This window comes from Clostridium drakei, assembly GCF_000633595.2.
Taxonomy (GTDB): domain Bacteria; phylum Bacillota; class Clostridia; order Clostridiales; family Clostridiaceae; genus Clostridium_AM; species Clostridium_AM drakei.
Window position 1 is genome coordinate 166,564 of sequence record NZ_JIBU02000012.1, and the last position, 26,215, is coordinate 192,778.

At 29.0% G+C, this 26,215-nt stretch carries 23 protein-coding genes; 19 read left to right on the plus strand and 4 right to left on the minus strand.

Features of this window, described 5'->3' with window-relative positions; genetic code table 11:
* Positions 1–3: 3 nt before the first annotated feature.
* Both EG57_RS0206465 and EG57_RS0206470 read left to right on the plus strand, forming a co-directional pair.
* Positions 4–1,203, plus strand: a complete 1,200-nt coding sequence (locus EG57_RS0206465; protein ID WP_032076431.1) for an alpha/beta hydrolase family protein — start codon at positions 4–6, stop codon at positions 1,201–1,203.
* 106 nt (positions 1,204–1,309) lie between these two features.
* Positions 1,310–1,651, plus strand: coding sequence for a hypothetical protein (locus EG57_RS0206470; protein WP_032076432.1), 342 nt, complete (start codon positions 1,310–1,312; stop codon positions 1,649–1,651).
* A gap of 67 nt (positions 1,652–1,718) precedes the next feature.
* On the opposite strand, the gene EG57_RS0206475 is transcribed toward EG57_RS0206470, so the two are convergent.
* Positions 1,719–2,735: a MarR family transcriptional regulator gene (locus tag EG57_RS0206475; protein WP_032076433.1), complete on the minus strand. Its 1,017-nt coding sequence runs from the start codon at positions 2,733–2,735 to the stop codon at positions 1,719–1,721.
* A gap of 254 nt (positions 2,736–2,989) precedes the next feature.
* On the opposite strand from EG57_RS0206475, the gene EG57_RS0206480 reads away from it, so the two are divergent.
* From EG57_RS0206480 to EG57_RS0206515, 8 genes are all read left to right on the plus strand, one after another.
* A complete protein-coding gene (locus EG57_RS0206480) occupies positions 2,990–4,774 on the plus strand; it encodes a proton-conducting transporter transmembrane domain-containing protein (protein ID WP_032076434.1) in 1,785 nt (594 codons plus the stop codon).
* Positions 4,775–4,808: 34 nt separating this feature from the next.
* Complete coding sequence (locus EG57_RS0206485; protein ID WP_032076435.1) at positions 4,809–5,738, plus strand: respiratory chain complex I subunit 1 family protein; 930 nt, start codon at positions 4,809–4,811, stop codon at positions 5,736–5,738.
* A 126-nt stretch (positions 5,739–5,864) separates the two neighbouring features.
* Complete coding sequence (locus tag EG57_RS0206490) at positions 5,865–6,476, plus strand: hydrogenase (protein ID WP_032076436.1); 612 nt, start codon at positions 5,865–5,867, stop codon at positions 6,474–6,476.
* 10 nt (positions 6,477–6,486) lie between these two features.
* Complete coding sequence (locus EG57_RS0206495; RefSeq protein WP_052037757.1) at positions 6,487–7,947, plus strand: proton-conducting transporter transmembrane domain-containing protein; 1,461 nt, start codon at positions 6,487–6,489, stop codon at positions 7,945–7,947.
* Between the two features lie 30 nt (positions 7,948–7,977).
* The gene (locus EG57_RS0206500; RefSeq protein ID WP_032076437.1) at positions 7,978–9,558 is read left to right on the plus strand and encodes an NADH-quinone oxidoreductase subunit D-related protein; all 1,581 of its coding nucleotides are present in this window, start codon (positions 7,978–7,980) and stop codon (positions 9,556–9,558) included.
* A gap of 8 nt (positions 9,559–9,566) precedes the next feature.
* Positions 9,567–10,319: an NADH-quinone oxidoreductase subunit B family protein gene (locus tag EG57_RS0206505; protein ID WP_032076438.1), complete on the plus strand. Its 753-nt coding sequence runs from the start codon at positions 9,567–9,569 to the stop codon at positions 10,317–10,319.
* A 315-nt stretch (positions 10,320–10,634) separates the two neighbouring features.
* Entirely contained in the window at positions 10,635–11,015 is a 381-nt protein-coding gene (locus EG57_RS0206510) for a MerR family transcriptional regulator (protein WP_007061303.1), read from the plus strand.
* Positions 10,999–11,793 carry a carboxymuconolactone decarboxylase family protein gene (locus EG57_RS0206515; protein ID WP_032076439.1) on the plus strand — a complete coding sequence of 265 codons (795 nt, stop codon included), beginning with the start codon at positions 10,999–11,001 and terminating at the stop codon, positions 11,791–11,793. Before EG57_RS0206510 ends, EG57_RS0206515 begins: the two co-directional genes overlap by 17 nt.
* A gap of 89 nt (positions 11,794–11,882) precedes the next feature.
* On the opposite strand, the gene EG57_RS0206520 is transcribed toward EG57_RS0206515, so the two are convergent.
* The 3 genes from EG57_RS0206520 to EG57_RS0206530 are packed head-to-tail and all read right to left on the minus strand — an operon-like array spanning position 11,883 to position 16,205.
* Positions 11,883–13,340 (minus strand): FAD-dependent oxidoreductase, encoded by a 1,458-nt coding sequence (locus EG57_RS0206520; RefSeq protein WP_032076440.1) that lies wholly within the window; start codon positions 13,338–13,340, stop codon positions 11,883–11,885.
* A gap of 47 nt (positions 13,341–13,387) precedes the next feature.
* Positions 13,388–14,074 carry an NADH-ubiquinone oxidoreductase-F iron-sulfur binding region domain-containing protein gene (locus EG57_RS0206525; RefSeq protein WP_052037759.1) on the minus strand — a complete coding sequence of 229 codons (687 nt, stop codon included), beginning with the start codon at positions 14,072–14,074 and terminating at the stop codon, positions 13,388–13,390.
* 16 nt (positions 14,075–14,090) lie between these two features.
* Entirely contained in the window at positions 14,091–16,205 is a 2,115-nt protein-coding gene (locus EG57_RS0206530) for an FAD-dependent oxidoreductase (RefSeq protein WP_032076441.1), read from the minus strand.
* Positions 16,206–16,394: 189 nt separating this feature from the next.
* On the opposite strand from EG57_RS0206530, the gene EG57_RS0206535 reads away from it, so the two are divergent.
* From EG57_RS0206535 to EG57_RS0206575, 9 genes are all read left to right on the plus strand, one after another.
* Positions 16,395–17,237 (plus strand): MerR family DNA-binding transcriptional regulator, encoded by an 843-nt coding sequence (locus EG57_RS0206535; RefSeq protein WP_052037760.1) that lies wholly within the window; start codon positions 16,395–16,397, stop codon positions 17,235–17,237.
* A 73-nt stretch (positions 17,238–17,310) separates the two neighbouring features.
* Positions 17,311–17,994: a response regulator transcription factor gene (locus EG57_RS0206540; protein WP_032076442.1), complete on the plus strand. Its 684-nt coding sequence runs from the start codon at positions 17,311–17,313 to the stop codon at positions 17,992–17,994.
* Between the two features lie 223 nt (positions 17,995–18,217).
* On the plus strand, positions 18,218–18,958 hold the full coding sequence (locus tag EG57_RS0206545) for an ABC transporter ATP-binding protein (protein ID WP_032076443.1): 741 nt from the start codon (positions 18,218–18,220) through the stop codon (positions 18,956–18,958).
* A 14-nt stretch (positions 18,959–18,972) separates the two neighbouring features.
* Complete coding sequence (locus EG57_RS0206550) at positions 18,973–19,785, plus strand: ABC transporter permease (protein ID WP_032076444.1); 813 nt, start codon at positions 18,973–18,975, stop codon at positions 19,783–19,785.
* Positions 19,786–19,797: 12 nt separating this feature from the next.
* Positions 19,798–20,571 (plus strand): membrane protein, encoded by a 774-nt coding sequence (locus tag EG57_RS0206555; RefSeq protein WP_032076445.1) that lies wholly within the window; start codon positions 19,798–19,800, stop codon positions 20,569–20,571.
* A gap of 33 nt (positions 20,572–20,604) precedes the next feature.
* Positions 20,605–21,933 carry an erythromycin esterase family protein gene (locus EG57_RS0206560; protein ID WP_032076446.1) on the plus strand — a complete coding sequence of 443 codons (1,329 nt, stop codon included), beginning with the start codon at positions 20,605–20,607 and terminating at the stop codon, positions 21,931–21,933.
* A gap of 16 nt (positions 21,934–21,949) precedes the next feature.
* Positions 21,950–23,380, plus strand: coding sequence for a HAMP domain-containing sensor histidine kinase (locus EG57_RS0206565; RefSeq protein WP_032076447.1), 1,431 nt, complete (start codon positions 21,950–21,952; stop codon positions 23,378–23,380).
* Positions 23,381–23,569: 189 nt separating this feature from the next.
* Positions 23,570–25,108 carry a cell wall-binding repeat-containing protein gene (locus EG57_RS0206570; RefSeq protein WP_242859818.1) on the plus strand — a complete coding sequence of 513 codons (1,539 nt, stop codon included), beginning with the start codon at positions 23,570–23,572 and terminating at the stop codon, positions 25,106–25,108.
* Between the two features lie 180 nt (positions 25,109–25,288).
* Positions 25,289–26,125 (plus strand): methyl-accepting chemotaxis protein, encoded by an 837-nt coding sequence (locus EG57_RS0206575; protein ID WP_032076449.1) that lies wholly within the window; start codon positions 25,289–25,291, stop codon positions 26,123–26,125.
* Positions 26,126–26,215: the final 90 nt, after the last annotated feature.

Sequence of the window (26,215 nt, forward strand, 5' to 3'; positions counted from 1 at the left end):
GTTATGAAAAAATTTTTTAAAGATAGTCAATTTTCATTTCAAGCATTGAGACTTTTAGGAGAAGCTGCATGGGGAGCAGCAGACATAGGAGAGGTATTAAATACAGTGGACAAAATAGAGGATGGAAATTTTGAAAGCTGGTGTTTAGAATGGGCTAAAACTGCAGAAAGAATAGAGAAATTTGCAAAAAAGTGTTATTTAGATGGAAATATGGTTAGTGCTGAAGAAGCTTACTTACGTGCTTCAAATTATTATAGAACAGCAGAGTTTTATTTGGATAAAAATTTAGAAGCTAAAAGAAGTCTAAAACTTTATGACAAGAATTTAGAATGCTTTTCTTTTGTGATGAAATTTAATAAGCCTGTTATTGAACCTGTAAGAATACCTTATGAAGGAACTAGCTTACCCGGACATTTTTATAAGGTTGTTGGAAATATGCCTAGAGCAACATTGATTGCAATGACTGGATTTGATGGTACAAAAGAGGAAATGTATGGTTTAGGTATGGCTGCAGTAAAGCGAGGAATAAATTGCATTGCAATTGAGGGACCTGGACAAGGTGAGGTCATACGTAAACAAAACCTTGTATTTAGACTAGACTATGGAAATGTAATAACACCAGTTGTAGATTACCTTGTTTCAAGAAAAGAAGTTGATTCAAATACTATTTTACTTTTAGGTGAAAGTTTTGGTGGTTATTTAGCTCCTAGAGCAGCAGCTTTTGAAAACAGACTAGCAGCTTGCATTGCTAATACTGGAGTTTTTGACTTTATGGGGTTTAGAAGACCTAAGGGTATGAAAAGAGGAGAATTCTTCAAACAAATTCGTGACAATTTTAAGGATACCAATATTGAATTAAGAAAAATTATGGAAACTAATACTGAAATGATGTGGGCGTTAACACATGGAATGTATGTTTTTGGTGTGAAAAGTCCTGCTGAATTTATGATACAATGTGAAAATTATTGGCTGCAAGATATATGCGATAAAATTAAATGTCCTACTCTTATTGTAGATGGGGAAAATGAGAATATGTTTCCAGAACAAGCAAAACAACTTTATGATTTGCTTACTTGCCCAAAGGAATATATGATGTTTACTTCAGAAGAAGGTGCAGAAGCACACTGTCAGGTTGGAGCTAAACATATATCTAATGAGCGTATTTTTAATTGGGTAGAAAATGTAGTTTTAGCTCATAAGTAGTATTTATATCTTTAAGATTATTATAGGCATTTTAGTTACTTTTTAAAAAATAAAGGAGATCGAGTTTTTATGTAGAAGTTATAACTAAGAGGGGATGAGGAAAATCATGGATAAATATAATATATCATTGGGGACTTTAGTTGAAGTAAAACATATTGACTCAGAAGCCGATAAAAAGAATCATGGAGTAAGGCTTTATGTTGTGGCACATCATAAAGATGCAAAAGGAATACCTATATACTCATTAGGGCTAAAAGGAGAAACTAATGCTTTAAAAATGTATAATGGATATTATGAGGAAAATTTAAAAGTTATTGATAAAATATCTGTTGAGTTAACTAAAGATGAAATAAATGATATAGTTCAATGGGGAGATACTTGCGAGGAAGAAGGATGGCTAATTGATAAGGAAGTAGAGCTAAAAGATAGATTAAGTAAAATTATTTAGTTCGAAAAATTTCTGTATTAAGAAAAACTGCTGACAAAAATGTTTTGTCAGCAGTTTTTCTTCTAAGTTATCTAAATTTATCATGGTAGCTTTCTAATATTTCGTGAATCTTTTCAATGTAGGTTTCTACCATATCATTTTTAAGTTTTTTATTAATCAAATATAAGCAATTATTTATTGTGTTTAAAGTTTTTTCTTCTGTATCTTTCAAATAATCATTAATAATTAGTCTATGATTATTTAGTTTAAAATCTTCTATTAAGGTTTGTTCTCCCTTAGAATTTATGAAAAGATAAAGAGAGTTTTTTACTGCTGCTTTTTCTTTATAAATAAGGTCTTTAGTATATAAATTTTTTACAATTAAACTTGCGGTTGAAGGAGACCAGAAGGCTAGAGAACTTAATGCTCTAGACGTAACTCCAGGAAAAGCTTCAATTATCCATAAGGCTCTTAATTGAGGGTAGGTTAAATTTAAATTTTTTAATAAGAGCCTATGATCATGTTCCATATGTAAAATAAATATTCTTAAAGTGTTATAAAAAAACACAAGTTTTTTTAATTTTTTAGTGTCATTTTCGGAAAAATCAGTGTAATCCACTTTTAAACTTAGTGAATTAATTTTGTCTACATATTGGAAAACATAATCTTTACCAGCTTTAATAACTATATCTTTATAAAATTCTACAATATAATCTAGTTCTTCTTCAGAAAACAAATTCATTAAATCAAAGAGATGAAAATTCTTAGATTTATTTTGCTTATTTATATTAATATATTTTTCCCCTTCTTCAGTAACATTTAATTTATAAACCTTTTTATTTACTGAATCTTCTTTTATAACTAATTTTTTGTCAACTAGAATTTTTAAAATATTAGTTACTGTAGGACATGTCCAATAGCCTATAGTTGCAATCTTTCCTAGGGATATTCCAGGAAAGGCTTTTAATATCCATAAAATTCTTAGTTGAGGCAGTGTTATTCCAGTTTGTTCTACAACAGAACTATAATTATATTCTATATTTAAAAAGCAATACCTGGATAAATTATAGAATGTATGTATATCAAGTGATTTTCTATTTTTCAATGTGAAGCCCTCCATAGTACAAGTTAAACATTTTAAGTTTTTACTTTTACAAGATGTAGTATTAAGTAAAAGTCAAATATATTGTATTTTCGACAATAAAGTGATATGATAGATTTCGTGTCGCATTCTAATATTCGAATACTAACTATATTAAAAATTTGACATAATTAAATTCTAATACAAAAAATAAAAAAGTACATAGTTATTTTAATATTCGAGTGCTAATTATAATAAGAAAAGGAGTGAAAAGTATTTTGTTACCAACATTTTTTTGTAATGGTGTTATGAATGATCCAATTTCTATATTTTTTGCAATTATAATTTTTGTAGTTTTTGCACCTATTTTTATATATTCAATAGGTTATACTGCAGAATATAAAGGTAAGTATTCAGTTAAATATAATTTTATGTTAATGCTCTTATTTGCAGCATCAATGTTATGTGTAGTACTAGCACGAGATAGCATTACTTTTATTGTATTTTGGGAAGTTATGAGTGCTGTATCATTTTTTCTTGTTGTTTATGAGTATAAAAATAAGGAAAATATAAGGTCAGGAATAATGTATTTTATAATGACACATATTAGTGGGTTATTCCTAATGATTATGTTTGCATTTTTATATAAATATACAGGCAGCATAAGCTTTGATAAGTTTTATCAGTTATCAAATAGCTTTACAATAAATCAAAAATATATAATTTTCACTTTTGCTATTTTAGGTTTTGGTGCAAAAGCAGGACTTCTACCACTTCACGGATGGCTGCCAAAAGCTCATCCTAGTGCGACCTCCAATGCTTCAGCTCTTATGTCAGGGGTTATGCTTAAGGTTGCTATTTACGGATTAATAAGAGTAACTTTTACATTTATTAAAGTACTTCCTTTAAAAGCAGCTCTTTTATTAGTACTTTTAGGAGCAGTAACTGCAATTTTTTCAGTATTGAATGCATTAGTTCAAAAGGATATTAAAAAACTGCTTGCTTATTCCAGTGCTGAAAATATAGGAATAATAATTTCAACTTTAGGACTTTCTTTAGTATTTTACAATTTGAATTTAAATTCATTTGCCAATCTAACTTTAATTGCAGCTTTATTTCATATATTCAATCATGCTATTTTTAAAAGTCTGCTTTTTGCTAGTGCAGGTAGTGTTTTATATTCTACAGGAACAAAGAATATGAACGAGCTAGGGGGGCTTTATAAGAAAATGAAATTTGCAGCCATATGTGCTTTTATTGGTACTGCAGCTATTTCAGCAATTCCTCCTTTAAATGGTTTTGCCAGTGAAATTTTAATATTTAAGTGCTTTATAATTGGAACTGCTTCAATTAAAGGTACATGGACTGCTTTAATCATTATAGGTAGCGGACTTATTATAGCACTAACTAGTGGAGTTACATTATATGCATCTGTTAAGAGCTTTGGAATAACTTATCTTGGAGCACCGAGAAGTGAAAAAGCAATAAATGCACATAAAATTCCACTATCAATGAATATTGGGCTTGGAATTTTAGCTTTACTATGTATAATTTCAGGAGTATTTTCACCTTTTATAATTAATTTAATATCAAAGGTTTCAAATTCAATTTTAAATACAAATTTACCTTTGATAAATAGTGAAATAAATAATGAAATAATAATCGTATCCTGTATTTTTGTAATTATAACAGCTATTTTAGCTTTAATATCAAAAGTATTAAATAACAAAAAAGCTACAGTAATAAAAGAAACTTGGGGATGCGGCTTTAATAATGTAAAGTCTAATATGCAGTATAGTGCAAATGGACTAAGCCAGCCATCAACAAGAATCTTTGGAAAAATAGTTGGATATGAGAAAGAAGTGAAAAATGGTTATTCAATATTATTAAAGGACAAGGTACTAGATAACATAGAAAAATACATTTATGGATCAGTAGTTAAGGTTGTTTATTATATATCATTACGTGTTACCAAAATTCATTTTGGAAAGATACAAGTATATGTATCATATATTTTTGTTTCACTTTTAGTTACAGTTTTACTTGTTAACATGTTTATATGATGGCAGCATTCATTGATTTAAGGAGGTAAAAATCTTGAAGTACATAGCAATTAATTTTTTACAAAGTATGCTTCTTATTATAGTAACTCCTCTTTTTATGGGTATTCTTAAAAAATTCAAGGCTATTTTAAGAGGATATAAGGGAAGTAGTATTTTTCAAGTATATTATGATTACCAAAAGTTGTTTAGCAAAGAAAGGATAAGGAGTAGTCATAGTAGTTTTATAACACAAATAGGACCTATATTAAGTTTAGCGGCTGCTATAACTGCTGTTTTTATGATTCCTACTTTTTTCAGCAGTGGACAAACATACTTAGGAAGTTTATTTCTTATTATTTTTATGATGTCAGTTATAAAATTTTTAAATACATTAATAGGATTAGATTGTGCCAGTACCTTTGGAGGAATGGGGACAAGCAGGGAGCTTTTCCTGTCAATGCTTGCAGAGCCAGTAATGTTTCTTACTATTATGTTTTTATATTTTGAAAATAAATCCTTTAATATTTTCACTATATCCTTCAATAATAGTGCAGGAGCTTTTTATGGTATAGGACATATTTTAGCTGCAATTTCATTTTTTATATTGTTACTCACGGAAAATGCAAGACTTCCTATAGATAACCCGGAAACTCATCTAGAGCTTACTATGATACATGAAGCAATGATATTAGATTTATCAGGAACGGATTTAGCTTTTGTAGAAATGGCTTCACAAATTAAACTAATGATATTTTTAACCATTTTTATAAATCTTTTTATGCCCTTTGGAGCAGCAACAACACTAGGTGTGGTTACTATATTAAAAGCTGCTGCAGTTTTCTTTATAAAGATTCTAGTTATTTTATTTGGTATTTCTATTATTGAAATTTCAATGACAAAATCAAGATTGTTTAGAGTTCCAGAACTTTTATCGGCAGCATTAGCTATTGCTATTGCAGCTATATCTTTAAACTACTTTTTATAATTAACTCAACTTAAAGTGTAGTGGAAGTTTGGATATTAAGTCGAAATTTTGTATGTGCGAAATTTAAGTAGGTAAAATAAAGGAGTGTACAAGTAGGTACACTAGATATAGAAAGGAGAATAAAAAATGTTACAGCTTTTACTTGCTATTATAATATTATCTGGGATTTTAATATGCGGACTTAGAAGAGTTAAGCTTTTAGTATTAAGCTTTGCATTTCAATCCCTTGCCATAACTTTTATATGTATTATTTTAGGATATAATACAAAAGAAGTTCATTACTACATAATGGGACTTTTAACCTTAATAATAAAGGTAATTATAATACCTTATATAATAAACAAATCTACTAGATATTTAAAAGTAAAAAGAGAATTAGATTTGATTATAAATGCAGTTAATTCCTTTGTACTTTCAGGTTTCTTTATAATAATTGTTTTTGCTTTCTTTAGAAATTATAATAATACTTATTTAAAAACAGCAGTGTTTTTGGCACTTGTTGGTGGAACCCTTATGATAGGTAGAAAAAAAGCAATTACTCAAATGATAGGTTTTTTAACTATAGAGAATGGGATTATTTTATTTGAAATGTCAGTAGTAAAGCTTTCACTTATTTTAGAAGCTTGGATGGCCCTAGAAGTTTTAGTTCTTGCTCTTCTTATGGGAATAATGATATTTAATATTAATAAAACCTTTGACACTATAAATACAGACTACCTTTCAAATTTAAAAGAATAGAGGTGAGAAAATGATATTATCTATATGTGCAACTGTATTTGCAGTAGTTATTTTATTAAACATACTTCTTAAAAGTATGAAAGCAATATCTATTTTAACAATTTTAAATATGGTTATGCTTGCCGCAGTTTCGCTAGTATTTTATAGAAATCTTAAATTACAGGATTCACTTAATTTTTGTAATAATTTAATATACATAGATAGTTTAAATATAATTCAGTTAATTTTAATAAGCACTATATCGTTAGTTGCAGCATTATATTCTCATAAATACATAGGAGAAGAAATACATAATGGTTCAATAAGTATTAATTTTGCTAAAATTTATTATTTCTTATTTAATTTATTTGTATTATCAATGATTGCAGTTGCAATAAGCAACAACATAATATTAATGTGGATAAGCCTTGAAGCAACCACTCTTTCCACAGCATTTTTAATTGGTTTTAATAGGCATAAGCTTTCATTAGAAGCTGCATGGAAATATATTATTATTTGTTCTATTGGTATAGTACTAGGTTTGATAGGAATAATTTTATTTATTTATTCATCTGGAGATCCTTCTAATAAGGTTTTAAATTGGACATACCTTGTTAAAAACTATTCTCTACTAAATAAGAGTATAGTTAAATTTGGTTTTTGTTTTATTTTTGTAGGTATTGCCACAAAAGCTGGACTTGCTCCAATGCATACCTGGCTTCCAGATGCTCACAGTGAAGCGCCATCTCCAATTAGTGCTATGATGTCTGGAGTACTTTTAAATCTTGCACTTTATGTAGTCTTAAGATTTTATATAATAGTTAAACTCATAAGCGGATTGGAAAAAATGAAATACTTATTTATAGTATTTGGATTAATATCCTTGATTATATCAGCCTTCAGTATATTAAATCAAAAGAACTATAAAAGATTATTAGCTTTTTCTTCTGTAGAAAATATGGGGATTATTACATTAGGTTTTGGTATAGGTGGACCAATTGCTTTGTACGGTTCAATGCTTCATTCTATTATACATGCATATGGAAAATCACTGTTATTTTTGATATCAGGTAATATATTAAGTGTTTATAAAACAAAACGTATAGATAGGGTAAATAATTTAATAAAAACAATGCCTATAAATTCAGTGCTTTTGATTTGCGGGATTCTTGTTATAACAGGTATACCACCATTTCCATCATTTTTTAGCGAATATAATATACTTGCTGCATCAATAAAAAATGGTCATTATCTTGTATGTGGTATTTATGCTTTATGCCTTCTTATAGTTTTTGCAGGCTTTTTAAAAGTTTTTATTAATATGATATTTAGCGATGATAAGGACTTTAATACAAGAAGTGAAAAGGATAAGGAAAATATAATTCCACTAATTATTATATTTTTCATAATAATTATTCTAAGTTTTTTCTCTAGATACGAAATAGCTTCATTAATTAATAAAGCTGTTTTAATTATTAATTCTATGCAGTAACAAGTTTATTAATAGAAGGATGTGAAAATAGTGAACATTGACTTATTTAAAGAAGAATTAAGCAATCTTAAATATAATAGTGAAATTAAAAACAAGAATGAAATTTATGTGGACGTTGAAATTTCACATGTTAAATCGTTAATTAGCTTATTTTTAGTAAAATATAAATTAAAATTTATTGCGCAATTTTGTGTTGATAACAGTAATGAAGAAAATGCTCAAAATGATTTTATGATTAATATTATACTTTCTAATAGTAAGAAAAGGTATTTTGTAATAGTACGGTACAAGACCCAAGAAGAAATTAAAACTTTCCAGGATATTTTGTTCCAAAGTCATTTATTTGAAAGAGAAATGTGTGACCTATTTGGTTTGAAAATAAAAGATGGTATAGATACTAGGAAAATTGTTAAACATGAAAAGTGGCCTGAGGATGTATATCCATTAAGAAAAAGTTTCCCTTATGGTGCTAAATTACAAGAAAAAAATGAAATTTTGCCTTATAAATGCAAGGAAGCTTTTGGAGATGGAGCTTATCAAATATCTGTAGGACCTGTGCATGCAGGCATAATTGAACCAGGACATTTTAGATTTAGTGTTATAGGTGAAGCTATTGAAAATCTAGAACTCAGGTTTAATTATAAGCATAGGGGAATAGAAAAGATTTGTGAAAATGTAGATGCAAATAAGCTTAATCTTGTATTTGAAAGAATGGCATGTGAATCCTCTGCAGCTTATGCTGAAAGTTATGCTCTTTTAGTTGAAAAGTTGTTATCTTATGATATACCTCAAGAAATAAAGGCATTAAGAGTGGTGCTTTTGGAATTAGAAAGAATATATAATTTTTTAGGTGATATATCCGGTATATGCGTGGATATTGGATTTAGTTATCCTGCTAAAAGGTTTGGAGCTTTTGGAGAACAAATTCACAAGCTTTGCGAAAGAATAACTGGAAGCAGGTTTATGAGAAATGTTATTATTCCCTGTGGCATAAATATAGATTTTACAAAGGAACATATTGAAGATATTAAAAAGACTTTAAATGGTATGAAGAAGAGAATGGATGAGATTATAGAAATCACATTGAATTCTGTTTCCTTTTTAGATAGAGTTGAAAATACTGGGATAGTACGTAATAAAACTGCTAAAAAACTTTATATGACTGGTATCAGCGGGAGAGCTTCTGGAATTAATTATGATGTTAGAAAGAGCTTCCCATATGAAATATATGGAATTCTAAAAAAGAGTAATAATACCCTTGAAATTGGCGGCGTTTTTGAAAGGTACAAGTTAAAAATTAAAGAAATTTATGATGCTTATAATTTTATTTTTGCTTCATTAGATCTTATAAATAAAGACATTTTAAAAACCAAAACTGAATTTAAGTTAGTAGAGGAAACAGAAGCACTTGCTGCTGTGGAAACAGTAAAGGGTGAACTTATTGTGTATGGTAAGGTTGGTAAAGATAATAAATTCAATAGAATTTATTTTAAAACACCTTCCGTTACTAACTGGAATGGTTTAACTTATGCAGTGCTTGGAGAAATAGTACCAGATTTTCCTTTGTGTAATAAGAGTTTTAATATGTCTTATTCTGAAAATGATAAGTAGGTGATGAAATGAAGTTTTTATTAGATAGAATAAAAAATGGAAAAGATACAGTTAAAAATCCTCTTATGGATAATCCATATAGCTATGGAAGAATAGAAGTTTGTAATGATAATTGTACAGGCTGCGGCAAATGTGTACAGGAGTGCTTGGTTGATGCTATTTCCATTAGAAAAGATACTGAACATAACAAAGTTAATACAGATAAAGCATTTGATATAGAATTAGATTTTAAAAAATGCATTTATTGTAATAATTGTGTTGATGCATGTTCTTATAAAGCATTAAAGAGAAGTAATGATTATAAAATGGCAAGCATTGAGATATTAGGACAGGAAGTTAAAGAAAAAATATACAGCAAATTTAAAAGATCCTTGGTTTTAAGATCTGTTGATACAGGGTCTTGTAATGGATGTATGATGGAAGTATCTAATACACAAAATACCTACTATGATTTATCAAGATATGGTATTAAGTTTGCTGCATCTCCAAGACATGCTGATGGAATAGTGGTTACAGGTCCTGTTACTTTAAACATGAAGGAAGCATTAATAAAAACTTATGATGCTATTTCAGACCCTAAGATTGTTATAGCAGTAGGCAGCTGTGCTTACAGTGGAGGCATATTTAAGGATGGATACAGCATTTGTGAAGATTTAAATGAAATATTGAAAGTTAACCTGGTTATACCAGGCTGTCCACCATCTCCACAGGCAATACTTTATGGAATGCTTAAAATTATGAACAAATTAAATGAAGAGTAAATAATACAAAGTTAAAGCTGGAATAACCTAAAACTAACGGTTTATACCAGCTTTTATTTTTAACAACAAAAATTGAAGATCAGGTTGCTATAAATTTTTGTTATAAAGTAAGTCATTTATAAATTTAAATCCCAGCGCTCTTTTCTAAAATATCTTTTCCCCAAGTTGTATTTTCATGAGTTTGTGTTATTTTAAAAATTATAATTTTGCTATTGACTTAAAGTGCACTTTAAGTGATATGATTTTGTTATTGGGAGACAAGATAGTATAAATGATCATTTAAGGCAGCATAAGGAAAGTGGGAGGGATTTTAGCTTGGAATTAGAAATAAGTGAAGTATCAAAGATAACTAAATTAAAAGCACATACCCTTAGATATTATGAGGATATTGGATTAATTAGAGATATAAAGAGAAATTCTGCAGGAAAAAGAGTTTATAGTGAACAGGACTTAAAATGGCTTGAGGTAATAAACAGGCTTAGGGCAACAGGAATGAATATAGCTAAGATGAAAGAATATGCAAACTTAAGGCATATGGGAGATGAAACTATTACAGAAAGAAAGAATATTATGGAAGAACATTTAAAATTTATAGAACAGCAAATTGAAAAATTGCTAGAAGCAAAGGATTATGTTGCAAGAAAAGTTCAAATTTATAGTGAGATGGAGGAAAAAATTAATGAAAGAAGAGACTAGATTAGAAAGAGGATATGGAAAATTACAAGAAATTGATGGAAAAGCAGGTGAAGAGGTAAAAAATAGTTTAAATGATATATCGCCTGATTTAGTAAAATATATGATTGAATATTCCTTTGGAGACATATATTCAAGGGATGGATTGGATTTAAAATCAAAGGAAATTGCTGTTGTTGCATCACTAACAGCACTTGGAAATGCAGAGCCTCAATTAAAGGTTCATATAAATGGAGCGCTAAATGTTGGATGTACGATCAATGATATAAAAGAAATAATACTTCAAATGTCAGCATATTCTGGTTTTCCAACATGCATAAATGCTATGAATGCATTAAAGGATGTTTTAAGTGAACGTGAAAAACAAGGAATAAAAGATTCTATAGGGAAGGAGGCAACAAATAAAATTTCTCCTGAGGATAGATATGAGGTTGGTGCAGCTGAACTTTCAGAATTAGATGGCAATCAAGTAGAAATTCTTGAAAATGCATATAATAATTTTTCACCAGATCTTGTGAAATTAGTAGTGCAAAGTTATGCAGATATTATTTCAAGAAATAATTTAAATAAGAGATATAGGCAAATTGCTACTATTGCTGCATTAACTGCTTTAGGCAATGCTAAGTCTCAATTAAAATTTCATATTAATGCAGGACTTAATATAGGGTTAACAGCTGATGATGTAAAAGAAATAATGCTCTTAATGACAATTTATGCTGGTTTTCCATCTGCCATAAATGGGACAAATATTTTAAAAGAAGTGTTACATGAAAGAAAATAATTTAAAAGGATTAAAGAGCCTCAGTCTTATGAAAATTAAAGACTGAGGCTTTTTAAGTAAACTTTTATTCTTTTACTAATAAACAGTTATTATTCTTCAACAAGATATGTTTTAATGTATTCTACAGCACTATTACCTGATATTCTTCCACTGTTCAAAGCAAAACCTAGAGAATTTCCAGGTAGTACAAAAGCATAATCAGGATTATATAGTGAATTAGCATCAGTTCCAGCAGCATAAAGTCCCTTTATAACATTTAAATCATCATTAAGAACTTCAGTATTATAGTTTATTTTTATACCGCCAGCACTTCCATATGCACTTAAACCAAGTTTTAATGCATAATATTTAGAACCTTTAATTGGTAATAAGTATTTAGGATTTTTATGGAATAACTCATCTTTTGAATTACAATAAGAATTATAAGTTTCAATGGTATTTTTTAAGTTTTCTGCATCAATGCCAGTTTTTTCAGCTAACTCTTCTATAGAATCAGCAATAAATAATACATCACTACCATTTTTCTTTGCTTCTTCTTCTTCTTGTCTAAAATAACTCATATCCATACCAGAAGTAACAACATTTATAAGATCCAAGCCTTTTTCTTCATAGTGCTTGATTATTTCTTCATCTAATATAGAATATGCAATTTTCTTTTTTTGTTTTTCAATAGCATTTGCAGTAAATACAGGATTTTCTATAACTTCTTCATTTATAAATCTTTCACCATCTAAGTTAACTAAAAGATTAGGTTGGCGGAAAGGTAACTCTATAGGAGCATATCCACCAGTATTAGGAGCAAAGAAGACCATTTCCATAGTCATAAAATCCTTTGAAGCACCAGCGTCCCATGCCATCTGAATTCCATCTCCAGTTAATCCAGGAATTCTATATGAGAACAAGTCTTTTCCCCATTCAAGTCCAACATGCTCTTTAATGAAATCTGGGTTATCGCCAAATCCACCTGTACCAATGATAACTGCACCAGCATATACTTCTAATTCACCATCTTTATCGTTAGCTGTTACACCAATTACTTCGTCTTGATCTTTAATAATACTCTTTACAGGTGTTTCTAATAATATTTTAACGCCTAATTCTTCTGCTCTTTCAGTCATAATTTTAATCATAGTAGCAGCTGCACGAAGTCCTGGTTTTCCAGTTTTAGGTTTAACAATATGCCAAGTTGCTTCTGAACCTGGAAAGTATTTTGAAGGTAATGCGAATTCTACTCCCATGTTTTCTAACCATTCAATAGTTCCTGCTGATTGCTCTAAATATCTTCTTATCAATCTTGCATCTGATCTCCAGTGAGTATATTCCATGAACTTATTAAATGCTCTATCAACAGAGATATCTATAAGTCTTTCTCTTTGCATTCTTGTTTCAACACCAAGAGGTCCCATTGCCATGTTAGCACATCCACCTGTAGTATTAGCTTTTTCAAGTATCATTACTTTTGCACCTTTTTCAGCAGCAGTAATTGCTGCTGCAAGTCCTGAAGCTCCTCCACCAACTACAACTACGTCTGTTTCAAATTCTCTCATTTTTTACTCCTCCTTTAATATTGTCATTTATATATTAATTTATATTATTAACTTCTTCTACGCCTTCTACCAGCCATTAATCCACCACCATTTTGTGGTTCAGCCTTAAAAGTTCCAACTGGCACTGGCTCTTGTGGAAGTTTAGGTACCACTGCGCCTGCCTTTTGAATTGCTGCTTTTTCACATATTATTGTACATTTCCCACATCTATCACAAATATCTGAATTTATTACATGAATCAAATCTTTATCTCCAGCAATTGCCTTTTGAGGACACTCCTCTTTACACTTATTACAGCCATTACATTTTTCTGGTGCAATATAGTAACTGAAAAATTTCTTACATATTAAAGCATCACATCTTTTTCTTTTTATATGTTTTTCAAACTCTTCCATTCCTTCTTCAATTATTTCTTTAGTAATTTTTCCAACTTCTTTACCATAATCACAACATGATCCTATGGTTAGATCATCTGATATTTCAGTTAAAATCTCAATATCGCCATCACGTCCTTTGCCCTCAGAAATTGCTTCTGCTATTACATTGAGCTGAAGTATTCCTTCTCTGCAAATTACACATTCTCCACAACTTGTACGCCTTGTACTGTCAGTAAATTTTTTCATTTTATCAACAGGACATGGATTTTCTGACTGTTTTTTATATTCTTCAATTGCAAAATCCTTTATTTCTTCTGAAGATATCTGTTTCCATAACTTTCTTTGAATTAATGCCATACTTTTCCACTCCTTTCTATTTAATTTTGTACTCAGCCCATAATTTTGGCTTTGTAATTTGTGTACGTAAATCACATTGCAAACATCTATTTGATTCCTTGCAAGCAGAAGATTCACTTAAGCAATGATTTACTTCTTTGAAATTCGTAGTACGACTCCCGACACCTTCACATTCATTTTTAGCTCTTTCAATAGATAAAAAGCTTTCATCTTTACCTATGTAGGGATTTAGAATAACATCTTCTGTTAGTTTATCTTCAATTATGCCATCTCCACCTAGTGCAATATCTATGGCAGATGCAACTTTACGTCCAGCTGCAATGGCTCTGATTACAGAGCTTGTTCCATATACTGCATCGCCAACTGCATAGATATCACTGTCACTAATTTTCATTCCATCTTCGGTGACAATTGAATTTCCACGACCAGTAGTTAAATTCCATTCTTTTGGTACTTCTGCTCTTTGACCTGTAGCAAAAATAACTGTATCTGCTGGTATTATATGTTCTGAATCAGGTGCTATTTGAAGTTGTAGTCTTTTATTTTCATCAAAGCTAAATGATGCTACTTCTTGACATTTTACTCCTGCAGCAGTGTTTCCATGACTTTCTATAGAAACAAAAGTTCTTGAATTGAGAATTTTGATTCCTTCTTCTGTTCCTTCTTCTATTTCATCATCGCTTGCAGTCATAGCTTTTTTGCTTTCTAAGCAAGCTATTGTAATATCTTTTGCACCAAGTCTTTTGGCTACTCTTGCACAATCAAATGCTACATTTCCACCGCCTAAAACTACTACCTTTTCTCCTACAGTAACTGGCTTTTTAAGAGAAACCATCTGTAAAAATTCTATATTTTCATATACATTTTCTAAGTCAGCACCTGGAATTGGTAATCGTACACCTTTTCCTGTTCCTATTGCTAATAAAATTTTATTAAAACCTTTACCTTTTAAATCCTCAAGTGAATTTACTTTAGTATTGGTCAATATAGTAACTCCTGCACGTTCTATTTCTGCAATTTCAGCTTGGACAGCTTCCCTTGGAAGACGATATTCTGGAATGCCAGTTGACATCATTCCCCCAGCTACTGGTAGTTTTTCAAATACTGTAACTTCATGTCCACATTTAGATAGATAATATGCTGCTGTTAAGCCAGCAGGTCCACTACCTACAACTGCAACTTTTTTATTGGTTTTTGGTTTAAATACAACTTTATCACGCCATAAGCCATTATCATGTTCTGCTGCAAATCTTTTTAATTCTCTTATTGATAGGGCTTTATTAATTTCTTTTCTTCTACATGCACTTTCGCAAAATGCCATACATATATATCCTAGTGAATGTGGAAAAGGTGCCTTTTCACGAATAACTGCAATAGCATCCTGATATTTGCCTTCTTTAATATACCTTACATATTTAGGAACGTCGATATTTGCTGGACATTCTGCTTTACATGGAATAAGACCTAGTTCACGATTTAAATTTTTCTTGAATACTCCTTCTTTATCCTGTAAAGCTCCTGTAGGACAGACTTCTACGCAAGCTCCGCAGAAACGGCAATTTTCATTCTCCAGAGAATTGTGATTGCGAATATCAACCATAATTCTATCGTCTTCTGTTATTCCATATTCAAGAACGTTTACACCTCTAATTTCTTTGCACACCCTTACACATCTTCCACAGGATACACATCTATTTAAATCTCTTACAATAAGTGGGTTAGATGTATTTACAGGCACACTATTTAAAGTTCTTCTTAAACGAGAAGTACTTACTCCCAAGTATTGAATTAATGACTGTAATTCACATTTTAAGTATTTAGGACACGTAGTACAATCATCAACATGATTAGCCAACATTAATTCCATTGACAATCTACGCATTGCATTTAACTTTTCTGTTTTTGTATGTATTATCATTCCATCTTCTACCTTGGTAGAGCATGCTGTTTTTATTTCGTCACATCCGTCTATTTCAACAACACATAATCTACATGCTCCAATATCAGGTAAATCTGGATGATGACATAAATGAGGTATATATATATATGCTTCTAATGCTGCATTTAAAATGCTTTTTTCTGGTTCTACGTTTAACCTATGACCATCAATTGTAATTAATACCGTATTCATTATTTTCACTCCATTTTTATAGTATTTTATGAACTTGTTAAGTTATTGTTTTAACAATTTAAATATATAGTCTTCCCCTGGGGAAGAGTCAACATCTTTTTTTATAACTTTTTTAAATAATTTGCCTAAGCCAATAAACCGTTATATAATAGGCATTAATAAGGATTTGTTTGTATGGAGGTACTAAAATTGAAAGATTTATATACTACTGGTGAAGTATCTAAACTAATGAATATACCAATTAAAGCACTACGTCTTTACGATTCTATGGATATATTAAAACCTTTTCACATTGATGAAAATACACATTATCGTTATTATGTTTACAATCAGTTTTTTTATATTGATTTGATTCGTTATATGAATAAATGTTTAAGAGTGCCCTTAGAAGAAATTAAATTCATGTTGAATTCTTCTGATGATTATGAAATTCTTTTATCTTGTTTATCTAAACATAAAGCATCCGTTGATAAAAAAATTGAAGAATTGCAATATTCCAGTAAAGTCATTTCAGATGCTATTGATAGCTTAAAAAATAAAAATAATAATGACATGGAGTTTCAAATATATGAGCAATACCTTATGTCCCGTCGTGTTGCAGTTAAAAATGTTAATGTTTCTATTTATGATATAGATTTATATTGTAGAAGAAATGAAGATCTATTTGAAAATGATACTTCAGTTGAAGGAAATGTAATGTGTTATATTTATAAAAAAAAGGACTATAAACCTGAAGTTAATGATTTATTGGTATCACAGATTGGATATTTTACGGATAAACGTCTTAAAAATGTAGAGTATCTTAATTTACCTGAAGGCCGCTACTTATGCTGTAAATTTCGATATTCTGAAAAACTCTCCTGTAAAGTTATATCTGAAATTATTAAATTTGCGGATAATAATGGAATTAGGTTATCCGATACAGCCATACAAATTTTTGAACGTTTTGATTTAAAGGCAAAAAACAAGTATGAGTATGAAATGGAAATACAAATATTTGAAATGGGGATTAATTCAATGTCCTTGGAATAGTAGATTTTTATATATTGAATTATTCTAAATAAAATGACAAAGGTATTTTATGTAAAATTGGAGATGTTAAGTATTGAATGAAAAGATATTAGTTGTAGATGATGAAGAAGATATAATTTCGTTTTTAAAAGATTCGCTTCAAGAGGATGATTATGAAGTTTTTGTGGCATATAGTGGTACAGAGGCTGTTGAAAAGTCAAAGCTTAATCCTGATTTAATATTGCTAGATGTTATGATGCCAGGTAAAAATGGATATGAAGTATGTAGAGAAATAAGAGATATAGTGAATTGTCCTATTATCTTTTTAACTGCAAAAAGTGAAGAGGAAGATTTAATTACAGGCTTAGGAGTAGGTGGAGATGATTACATTTCTAAACCTTTTAGTTTAAGACAGTTAAAAGCAAGAATAAGCGCACATTTAAGGAGAGATCAAAGGAGCTTTAATAGTGAAAATAGAGTGAATTTATATTTTGGAAATTTAAATATAGATTTAAAAGGAAGAACTGTTTTTTGTATGGGTGAAGCTATTCCTTTGACTAAAAAGGAATTTGGAGTAATGGAGCTTTTAGCAGTAAATTGTGGACAAGTATTTTCCAAGGAACAAATATATGAAAAGATATGGGGTTATGATGCAGATGGGGATTCAGCAACAGTGGCAGAACATATAAAGAAGATACGATATAAATTGAAAAAATATGATGAAGATAGAGAATATATTTCTACTGTATGGGGTGTAGGATATAAGTGGGAAAAGTAAAATTATGTTCACTATTAATGAAAAATTGCTTGATATTTAAAAAACCGTGAAATATAGGGCTAATGTCCTAATTTTATGGTTTTTTATGCATTTATATTTTTGTTAATAGCTTCCTATGAATTAAATTTTTTAAAAACTTTATAAAAAGTTTAAAAATGGATTTTAAAATTAAAGAGCAGTAAAGAAAAGATTGGTAATTTTGAATTTATAGGAGGCAATTAATATGTTAAACAAGAAAATTGAAGTTAAAAATGTTACTAAAAAAATAGGGAGGAGAACTATATTAGATGGAGTTTCTTTTGATATATACGAAGGAGATATCTGCGGTTTTATAGGTCCAAATGGTGCAGGGAAAACTACCTTAATAAGAGTTATAACAAATTTGATATCGCCTACAGAAGGTGAAGTAAGTATAGCTGGAATAAATGTTAATGAAAATAGAAAAATTGCACTTACTAAGCTTGGAGCAATTGTTGAAGAACCCATATTTTTCTCATATATGACAGGCAGGCAAAACTTAAAAAATTTAGCTATGATAAATCCTGATATGTCAAAGGAGGAACAAAAAGAAAAAGTAGAAGAAATATTAAAAATAGTTGATCTTGAAGATAGGGGCGATGATAAGGTTAAGACTTATTCTTTAGGAATGAAGCAGAGACTGGGCATTGCTCAAGCACTTTTAAATAATCCAGAAGTAGTTATTTTAGATGAACCAGCTAATGGACTTGATCCCATGGGAATGAGAGATTTAAGAAATCTTATTTTAAAACTTAGAGAAGAGAAAAATATAACTTTCTTTATATCAAGCCATCTTTTAGATGAACTTCAGCAAATGTGTAATAGATTTGTTGCAATTAATAAAGGAAAGATTATATGGCAGGGAAGTAAGGAAAACTTATTAAAAAATACAGGAGAAGGCGGAAGATTAGAAGATGCATTTATAAACTTAGTAAGTGGCTATTAAGAGGAGGAAGAAGGATGAAACAACTATTTTTCAGTGAATGGCAGAGAATGTGGAAACGAAAATCAATATGGCTTTGCTTTGGGGTAGTACCTATAATATTGTTTAACTTTGTTAAATATTATCTTAAATCAAACCTTAAATTTACATCAAGCAGTACTAAATATACTGCATTTTTTAATTTTCCAAGTACAGTACTTCAAATGAATCTTACTCTATTTTTTAATATTATAGCTATCTTGTTAATAAGCATATCTATAACTAGTGAATATAGAACAGGTGAGCTTAGAATGATTATGATAAGAGCAGTATCCTTTAAGGATATAATAAAGGCAAAATTTTTGGCAATTGTAAGCATGTTATTTTTGTTATTAACTAGTCATTTAATTATAAGTTATATATTAGGATATTTATTTCTTCCACATGAAAAAGTTAAATTTAGAACTTATAATTATATGTTTACACTAAATGAAGCAGTTTTATACAATTTTAAGTATTATATTATTGCGCTTATAACTCTTATTGCTACAGCGCTAGTCATTATGGTTATATGTATAAATTGTAGGACAACTACAGGAGCAGTTGGAGGAAGTTTAACTTTTATAGCAGCGTCAGCATTATACCCAACTATATATTCAGTATTTACAAATAAGGTAAGTGAAATAGTAGATCTTTCATCCTTAGTGTCAATTCAAGACCATGGTATATCAATTATACTTGCACAAAATCCAAAGGATATAGAGTTGATAATATTTATAATTGCTTTGTATATAGGAGTATTTTACTTGATTGCAGTTAATTTGTTTAATGATAAGGATTGTTATATTTAGGGAGGAATTATTATGAAAAGATTGATAGAAGCTGAATTTCAAAGAATATGGATTAATAAAAAAACAAGAATATTATTAATGCTCATTATATTAGATACAATACTTAGTTGTATATTTAGATTAAAGTCTCCAAGTGGTTCTTATGATGCAAAAAATTATACGGTGGCATTGAATTCACTAAATTTTTCACCTTTTATATATCAGGAAGTTAGTTTAGTTTTATTGTATATAGTATTACCAATTATATTTATTGATTCCATGAATTATGAACAAATTGTAGGAGCTTTTAGAATGTATATGATAAGACCTTACAAAAAATATGAGTTTATGATATCAAAATGGATAAGCCTAGTATTAACTACATTTATATTAATTTTTATAGTATTTATAATCAGCACCATTTTTGGATACTTGTTTATGCCTAAGGTGTCAACTGTTACCTTCTATAATATACAGCATAAATTTAATGCATCAAGTGCATTGTTATACATTATAAAATTTTATATGATACAGTTCTTAGTGTTGTTAAGCATTCTTTCTATAGCATCCATTATTTCAGTGACAATATCTAACTCTGTAATCTCTATTTTATCTGTAATTGGATCAATTGTAATCTTAACACATTTTACAAATGTATTTGAGTTCTTATGGAGAAATGTGAAATATGGATTTTACACTTTAGGTCATACAGTACCTGCAAGTGAGCATATTGCTGTATTGTCTTTGATTGTATGTGGGCTTTTTATGGGAATAGAAATATGGATAAAAAAAGACTACCTCTATTAAGGTAAAGTATGAAAGGTTGGAGGTATGATGTAAATGAAAAAAATAATAACTATAATAGTTTGTGCTTTAATTTTAATTTTTGGAGCTTTTTTAGTAAATAATCAATATGAAGAATATAAAAATGGTAAAGTTGTGCAGGCTTTAAAAAGTAAAAAAATAGATATAAACACAGTAAAAGCAGGAAATGATTTTAAGGATTTAATACCTTTAAAAAGTACACTAGGGGATAAAAGAATTGTAGCAATGGGAGAAGCTACTCATGGAACAAAGGAATTCTTTCAAATGAAACATAGAATGCTTGAATTTTTAGTTGAAAAAATGGGATATAATGTTTTTGGAATAGAAGCATGTATGAGTAACTGTATGGCTGTTAATGATTATGTTCTATATGGAAAAGGGGATGCTGAGAAGGTTGTAGGTGGAATGGGATTTTGGACATGGAATACGAAAGAAGTGGTAAATATGGTAAAATGGATGAGGGAATATAATAAAAACCATGATAAAAAAGTTAAGTTTTATGGTTTTGATATGCAATTATCTGATATAGCAGCAGCAAAGGTTACAGAATACTTAAAAAAAGTAGATCCAGTTTATGAAAGTCAAATAGATAGCGTACTTGGAAAGTTTAGAAGTCCAAATGTATTTGATAATAAAGATGTACACTTGCCAGGAGATAAAGTTAAAGAAATAATCAATATAATGGGAAAAAATAAAAATAATTATATTAACAAATCATCTAAAGAAGATTATGAAATTTATAAACAAAATTTAAATATTATATATCAAGCTTATGATATGCTTCATGGAAAACAAAGTGATGCTGAAATGGAGAATAAGAGAGATAAGTATATGGCTGAAAATGTTAAATGGATATTAGATTTTGAGGGGCAGGATGCAAAAATTATGCTTTGGGCACATAATACACATGTAGACAAGCAGGAAGATAATTTAAATAATGGGGATTATAATGTAAAAAGAATGGGATCAAATTTATATGATATGTACAAAGATAAGCTATATGTTATTGGATTCCAATTTAATGAAGGAAGTGCCATAGCAGTGGACAAAACTTCTCAGCCAAATGTTCTTAAGAAGTGTACTCTTAAAACAGCAAAGAAAGAATCAGCACCATATATGTTATCTAAAGTTAGTCCTTTGTTTTTTATAGATTTTAAAACGGTAGCAGAAAATAAATATATTAAGAATTTTATATCTTCACCACAAAGTTGTCGTGATTTTGGTGCTAATTTCAATGGAGATGATAAAAGCTATGTAAATACTACTTTAAATGAAAGTTATGATGGTTTGATATATATAGACAAAACAACTCATTCTGAACCAAATTATTTGATTTCAAACTAATAGAGGTAGGGTTTAAATGAAAAATATTACTTTTAAAAGACGATTTATTATTTCTATATTATCAGTATTAATTTTGAGCATGTTGTTTACTTTTGCAGGAATTTATATAGATTTAAAGTTAACAGAAAAAAACATAATATTAAGATCAAATTATTATGAATCCATTGTACCAGATATTGAAAAGTATATAAGTGAAAATAAGGATAGAGTTTTAAATAAGAATTTTAAAGGTAATTTGGAAAAAATAATTCCTCTTCAAGGCATAGAATATGAAGTCGTGGATTCAAGAGGAGAGTTATTATATGGCTATTTTAAAGAAAGTATAGTAAAAACTCCAGTTAAATTAAGAAAAGAACCTGAAATTGATAAAAACAGCACACCAAAGATGATAAAATATGTACCTATTATATATAATAGTAAAATACAAGGAATGGTTATTTTTAAGTATTATTTAAGAAGTAGCGCCTCTAACCCTAAATATAATTGGATAGTTAAGCATTCAGAAAATATAATGCTGTTATCTCCATTCATATATATTACAATTTTTACTGCTATTTTTGCATCTAGGCTTAATAAAAAATTAAAAATACCCTTAAAGCAGCTTATGGATGGTGCTGAAAAAATAAAAAATAAAGATTTAGATTTTACTATAGATTACAGCAGTAAAGATGAATTAGGAAGGCTTTGTAAATCCTTTGAAGAAATGAGATCTGGGCTTAAAAAATCTTTAAATCAGCAGTGGGAAATGGAACAACAAAGAAAAGAAATGGTATCTGCTATTGCCCATGATTTAAAAACACCAATTACTATAATCAAAGGTCATGTTGAAGGTCTTATAGATAGTAAAAGATTTGATGAAGATAAAGTTTATAGGTACCTAAATTTAATTAATAACAATGCAGATAGGATGACTAAATTAATAGAAAAAATGAATGTTTTAACTAAAATTGAAAAATCGGATTTTACTCTTAAATATAAAAAATGCAATATAATTGAATTCATGAATGAAAAGTCTTTTGATTACAATATACTTGCAGAAGATAAAAAAATAAGTTTTAAATGTATAATTAATGATGAAAGAACAAGCAAAGCCTTAGTAAGTATGGATTGTTATGCTCTATCTGAAGTATTAGATAATCTAATTTCTAATAGTCTAAGATTTACTAAGGAAGGAGGAAATATAGAACTTAATTTAAATTTAACTGAAGAAAAAATGTTTTTTTGTGTTTTAGATACAGGCTGTGGATTTTCAAAAAAAGATATCGCAAACATTTTTAAAAAATTTTATCAAGGGGATGAATCGAGATCAAAAGAAAAAGGACATTCAGGGCTTGGATTATATATAGTAAAAGCTTTAGTAGATAAATTTAATGGAAAAATTGAAGCTGAAAATAATGAAAAAGGTGGAGCTAAAGTTAAAGTGGAGCTAGAGATAATCAATATATAATAATATCAAAAATAAGTTTTATGTTTTTGTTTTTGCATATTTTAAAGAAACTGTAAGTTTAAACGAAATCAAGTGAGACTTAGCAATGGTAGCGATCGGATAAATTATATGGTAAAATTAAATATGTGAAGAAAAATGTACTAATATGTAATAATTTATAAGATAACAATTGAAAATAAGGGGGAGAAGGTGTTGAATAAAAGAGTAATAACAGTACTAGTAGGAATTTTTATATTTGGAATAATAACAACTAGTGTAGATGCACAAAATAATACTACAAGATTATCTGGACAAACTCGTTATGATACATGTAAAGCAGTTTCCTCAAGTGGTTGGAGTACTGCGGAAAACGTTATTATAGCAAATGGTGAAAATTATCCAGATGCATTAGGTGCCTCAGTATTATCATATAAATATAAAGCTCCTATACTATTAGTTCAAGGAAATTCCATGAAGGATAACCCTATATTAGTAAGTGAACTAAATAGGCTAAAGCCTAAAAATATAATAATATTAGGTGGAAAAGGTGTTGTTTCTAACGATATTGAAAATTCACTTAAAAAAAGTGGTTATAATTTAAAAAGATTATCAGGACAGGATAGATATTTTACAGCTGTAAATATAGCAAAGGAATTAGGAGATGTAGACGAAATTTTTATAGCAAATGGAGAGGATTTTTCAGGTTCTTTATCTGCAGCACCTATGTCAGCTAAGGATAACGCTCCAGTATTATTAGTTTCTAAAGATGAAGTTCCCAATGTTGTACAAGCCTATCTTAAAGAACATAATGTAAAAAATACATATGTATTGGGAGATGAAAGCTTAATATCAGAAACAGTAGCAAATAAGTTTTCAGGAGTTAAGAGAATAGCAGGAAATACACCTTATTCATTAAATGAAAATATTATAGATAATTTTAAAGCAAATTTAAATTTTAATACTATTTATATAACATCAGGTGAAGGATTTGCGGATGCATTAAGTGCTGTAGGATTAGCAGTAAAAAATAGCAACCCAATAATATTTGCAGGAAATAGTGATAACAATCACATGAATAAACTGCTACGAGAAGAAGTAATTGAAAATAAAGTTGTATTAGGTGGAGAAGGTATAATGCCTATATCAAAAGTTAATAGTTTGTTTCAGCAGCAGGAAGTAGTAGATAAAGATAATAATGATGCCACAAATGCAGCTAATAGAAGACAGTTTCTTATTGGTGATGAAGAAAAGAATGGAATATTTGCTAAACTCAATGGTAATTGGCAATACACAACTAAAGAAGCAAAGCAGGAGAATATAGAAAGTATCAATATTAAAGTGTGGGATTATGTAGATAAAAATGATAAGAGCAAAGGAAAAAAAACTGTAATTAGAAGTATTGAAGTTAATAAGAAATTATCGTCAGTCGTAAAACAAATTTTTGATGAAATATATGCACTACCGGAGCAGTTTCCAATAGATGATGTGGGTGGATTTAGAGATTCAGATTCATGTATTAATCATCCAGCAGGAGCTGCCATTGATATAAATCCAGATGAAAATTATTATATTCAATTAGATAAGAATGGGAAAGTGCAATCTCAAGTTGGAAATTATTATAAGCCAAATGAAGACCCATATTCTATAACGCCAGAAATAGTCAAAGTGTTTCAAAAATACAAATGGGATTGGGGAGGTAACTTCAAGAATCCAAAGGACTACATGCATTTTAGTTATTTAGGTGGTTAGCTTTTAGAAGATTTAATTTATGTTGAGAACATGCTTATACAATTTAAATAATTGCCTTGAATTATTTAGAATTAAAGGATAAAATAATGTTATAAAAAATATGTAGAGTTTTGACAATAATAATTAATAATTTAATTATATTAAGTAATTGCAAAAACACAACAAAGGAGTTTATTGAAAATGAAAAATTTGGATGATGATAATTTAATTTTAAGTATTAGCTATGTATTACCTTGTATTAGTGAATTATTTGGTAATGAAGTACGATTTATGCTTACAGATAGAGAAAAAATAATCAAAATTACTAAATTTGGTGTTAGTAGTTATAAAGGTAATTATGGTGAAGGTGATAATATACCTCATGATATTCCAGCTTATTTATGTATGCAGCAGGGAAAGACAGTAACAAAGGATTTATCTAAGGAATATTTTGGTGTAGCTATAAAAGCAGTAGCATCTCCAATAAAGAATAAAGATGGACAAATTATAGGTAGTATTGCCATAGGAAAAAGAAATTGGGGAGAGGATATTAAGGAACATTCTAAGACTTTTGTACAATCTTTTTCAGAAATTTCCAAGGTTATTGATAATGTAGCATCTGGAATACAAGGTGTAGCTAAAAATAGTAATGATATATTACAGGAAATAAATGCAACAAATGAAGACATGAAGAAAACAGATGAAATTATAGGCTTTGTTCAGAATGTATCCAAGCAAACTAACTTGTTAGGACTTAATGCAGCAATAGAATCAGCAAGAGCTGGAGAAATGGGAAAAGGATTTAGTGTTGTTGCTAATGAAATAAGAAAGTTGTCAAATTCAAGTAGTGAATCTATAGGTGAAATAAATAATGTTTTGACTAAATTGAAAACTTCAATTGAAAATGTTACAAGTAGTATTTATGAAAATAATAGTGCTTTTGAAACTCAAGCTGCAAGTGTTGAAGAAATAAATAGCAGTATAAGTGAACTTAGTAATACAGCACAAATAATACAAAAAATTGGAGAACAACTTTAATAATATTATAATAAATTAAAATAAAAAGCTATTTAAATAATAGCTTTTTATTTTATTAGTATTTATTTTTAGAATGTTCAGAGCAATGAA

Bases quoted from the DNA above. Each gene is read 5' to 3' on its own strand.
- EG57_RS0206465 (WP_032076431.1), top strand. From the start codon at position 4: ATGAAAAAATTTTTTAAAGATAGTCAATTTTCATTTCAAGCATTGAGA.
- EG57_RS0206470 (WP_032076432.1), top strand. From the start codon at position 1,310: ATGGATAAATATAATATATCATTGGGGACTTTAGTTGAAGTAAAACAT.
- EG57_RS0206490 (WP_032076436.1), top strand. From the start codon at position 5,865: ATGTTACAGCTTTTACTTGCTATTATAATATTATCTGGGATTTTAATA.
- EG57_RS0206495 (WP_052037757.1), top strand. From the start codon at position 6,487: ATGATATTATCTATATGTGCAACTGTATTTGCAGTAGTTATTTTATTA.
- EG57_RS0206505 (WP_032076438.1), top strand. From the start codon at position 9,567: ATGAAGTTTTTATTAGATAGAATAAAAAATGGAAAAGATACAGTTAAA.
- EG57_RS0206515 (WP_032076439.1), top strand. From the start codon at position 10,999: ATGAAAGAAGAGACTAGATTAGAAAGAGGATATGGAAAATTACAAGAA.
- EG57_RS0206520 (WP_032076440.1), bottom strand. From the start codon at position 13,340: ATGAGAGAATTTGAAACAGACGTAGTTGTAGTTGGTGGAGGAGCTTCA.
- EG57_RS0206525 (WP_052037759.1), bottom strand. From the start codon at position 14,074: ATGGCATTAATTCAAAGAAAGTTATGGAAACAGATATCTTCAGAAGAA.
- EG57_RS0206530 (WP_032076441.1), bottom strand. From the start codon at position 16,205: ATGAATACGGTATTAATTACAATTGATGGTCATAGGTTAAACGTAGAA.
- EG57_RS0206545 (WP_032076443.1), top strand. From the start codon at position 18,218: ATGTTAAACAAGAAAATTGAAGTTAAAAATGTTACTAAAAAAATAGGG.
- EG57_RS0206550 (WP_032076444.1), top strand. From the start codon at position 18,973: ATGAAACAACTATTTTTCAGTGAATGGCAGAGAATGTGGAAACGAAAA.
- EG57_RS0206555 (WP_032076445.1), top strand. From the start codon at position 19,798: ATGAAAAGATTGATAGAAGCTGAATTTCAAAGAATATGGATTAATAAA.
- EG57_RS0206560 (WP_032076446.1), top strand. From the start codon at position 20,605: ATGAAAAAAATAATAACTATAATAGTTTGTGCTTTAATTTTAATTTTT.
- EG57_RS0206565 (WP_032076447.1), top strand. From the start codon at position 21,950: ATGAAAAATATTACTTTTAAAAGACGATTTATTATTTCTATATTATCA.
- EG57_RS0206575 (WP_032076449.1), top strand. From the start codon at position 25,289: ATGAAAAATTTGGATGATGATAATTTAATTTTAAGTATTAGCTATGTA.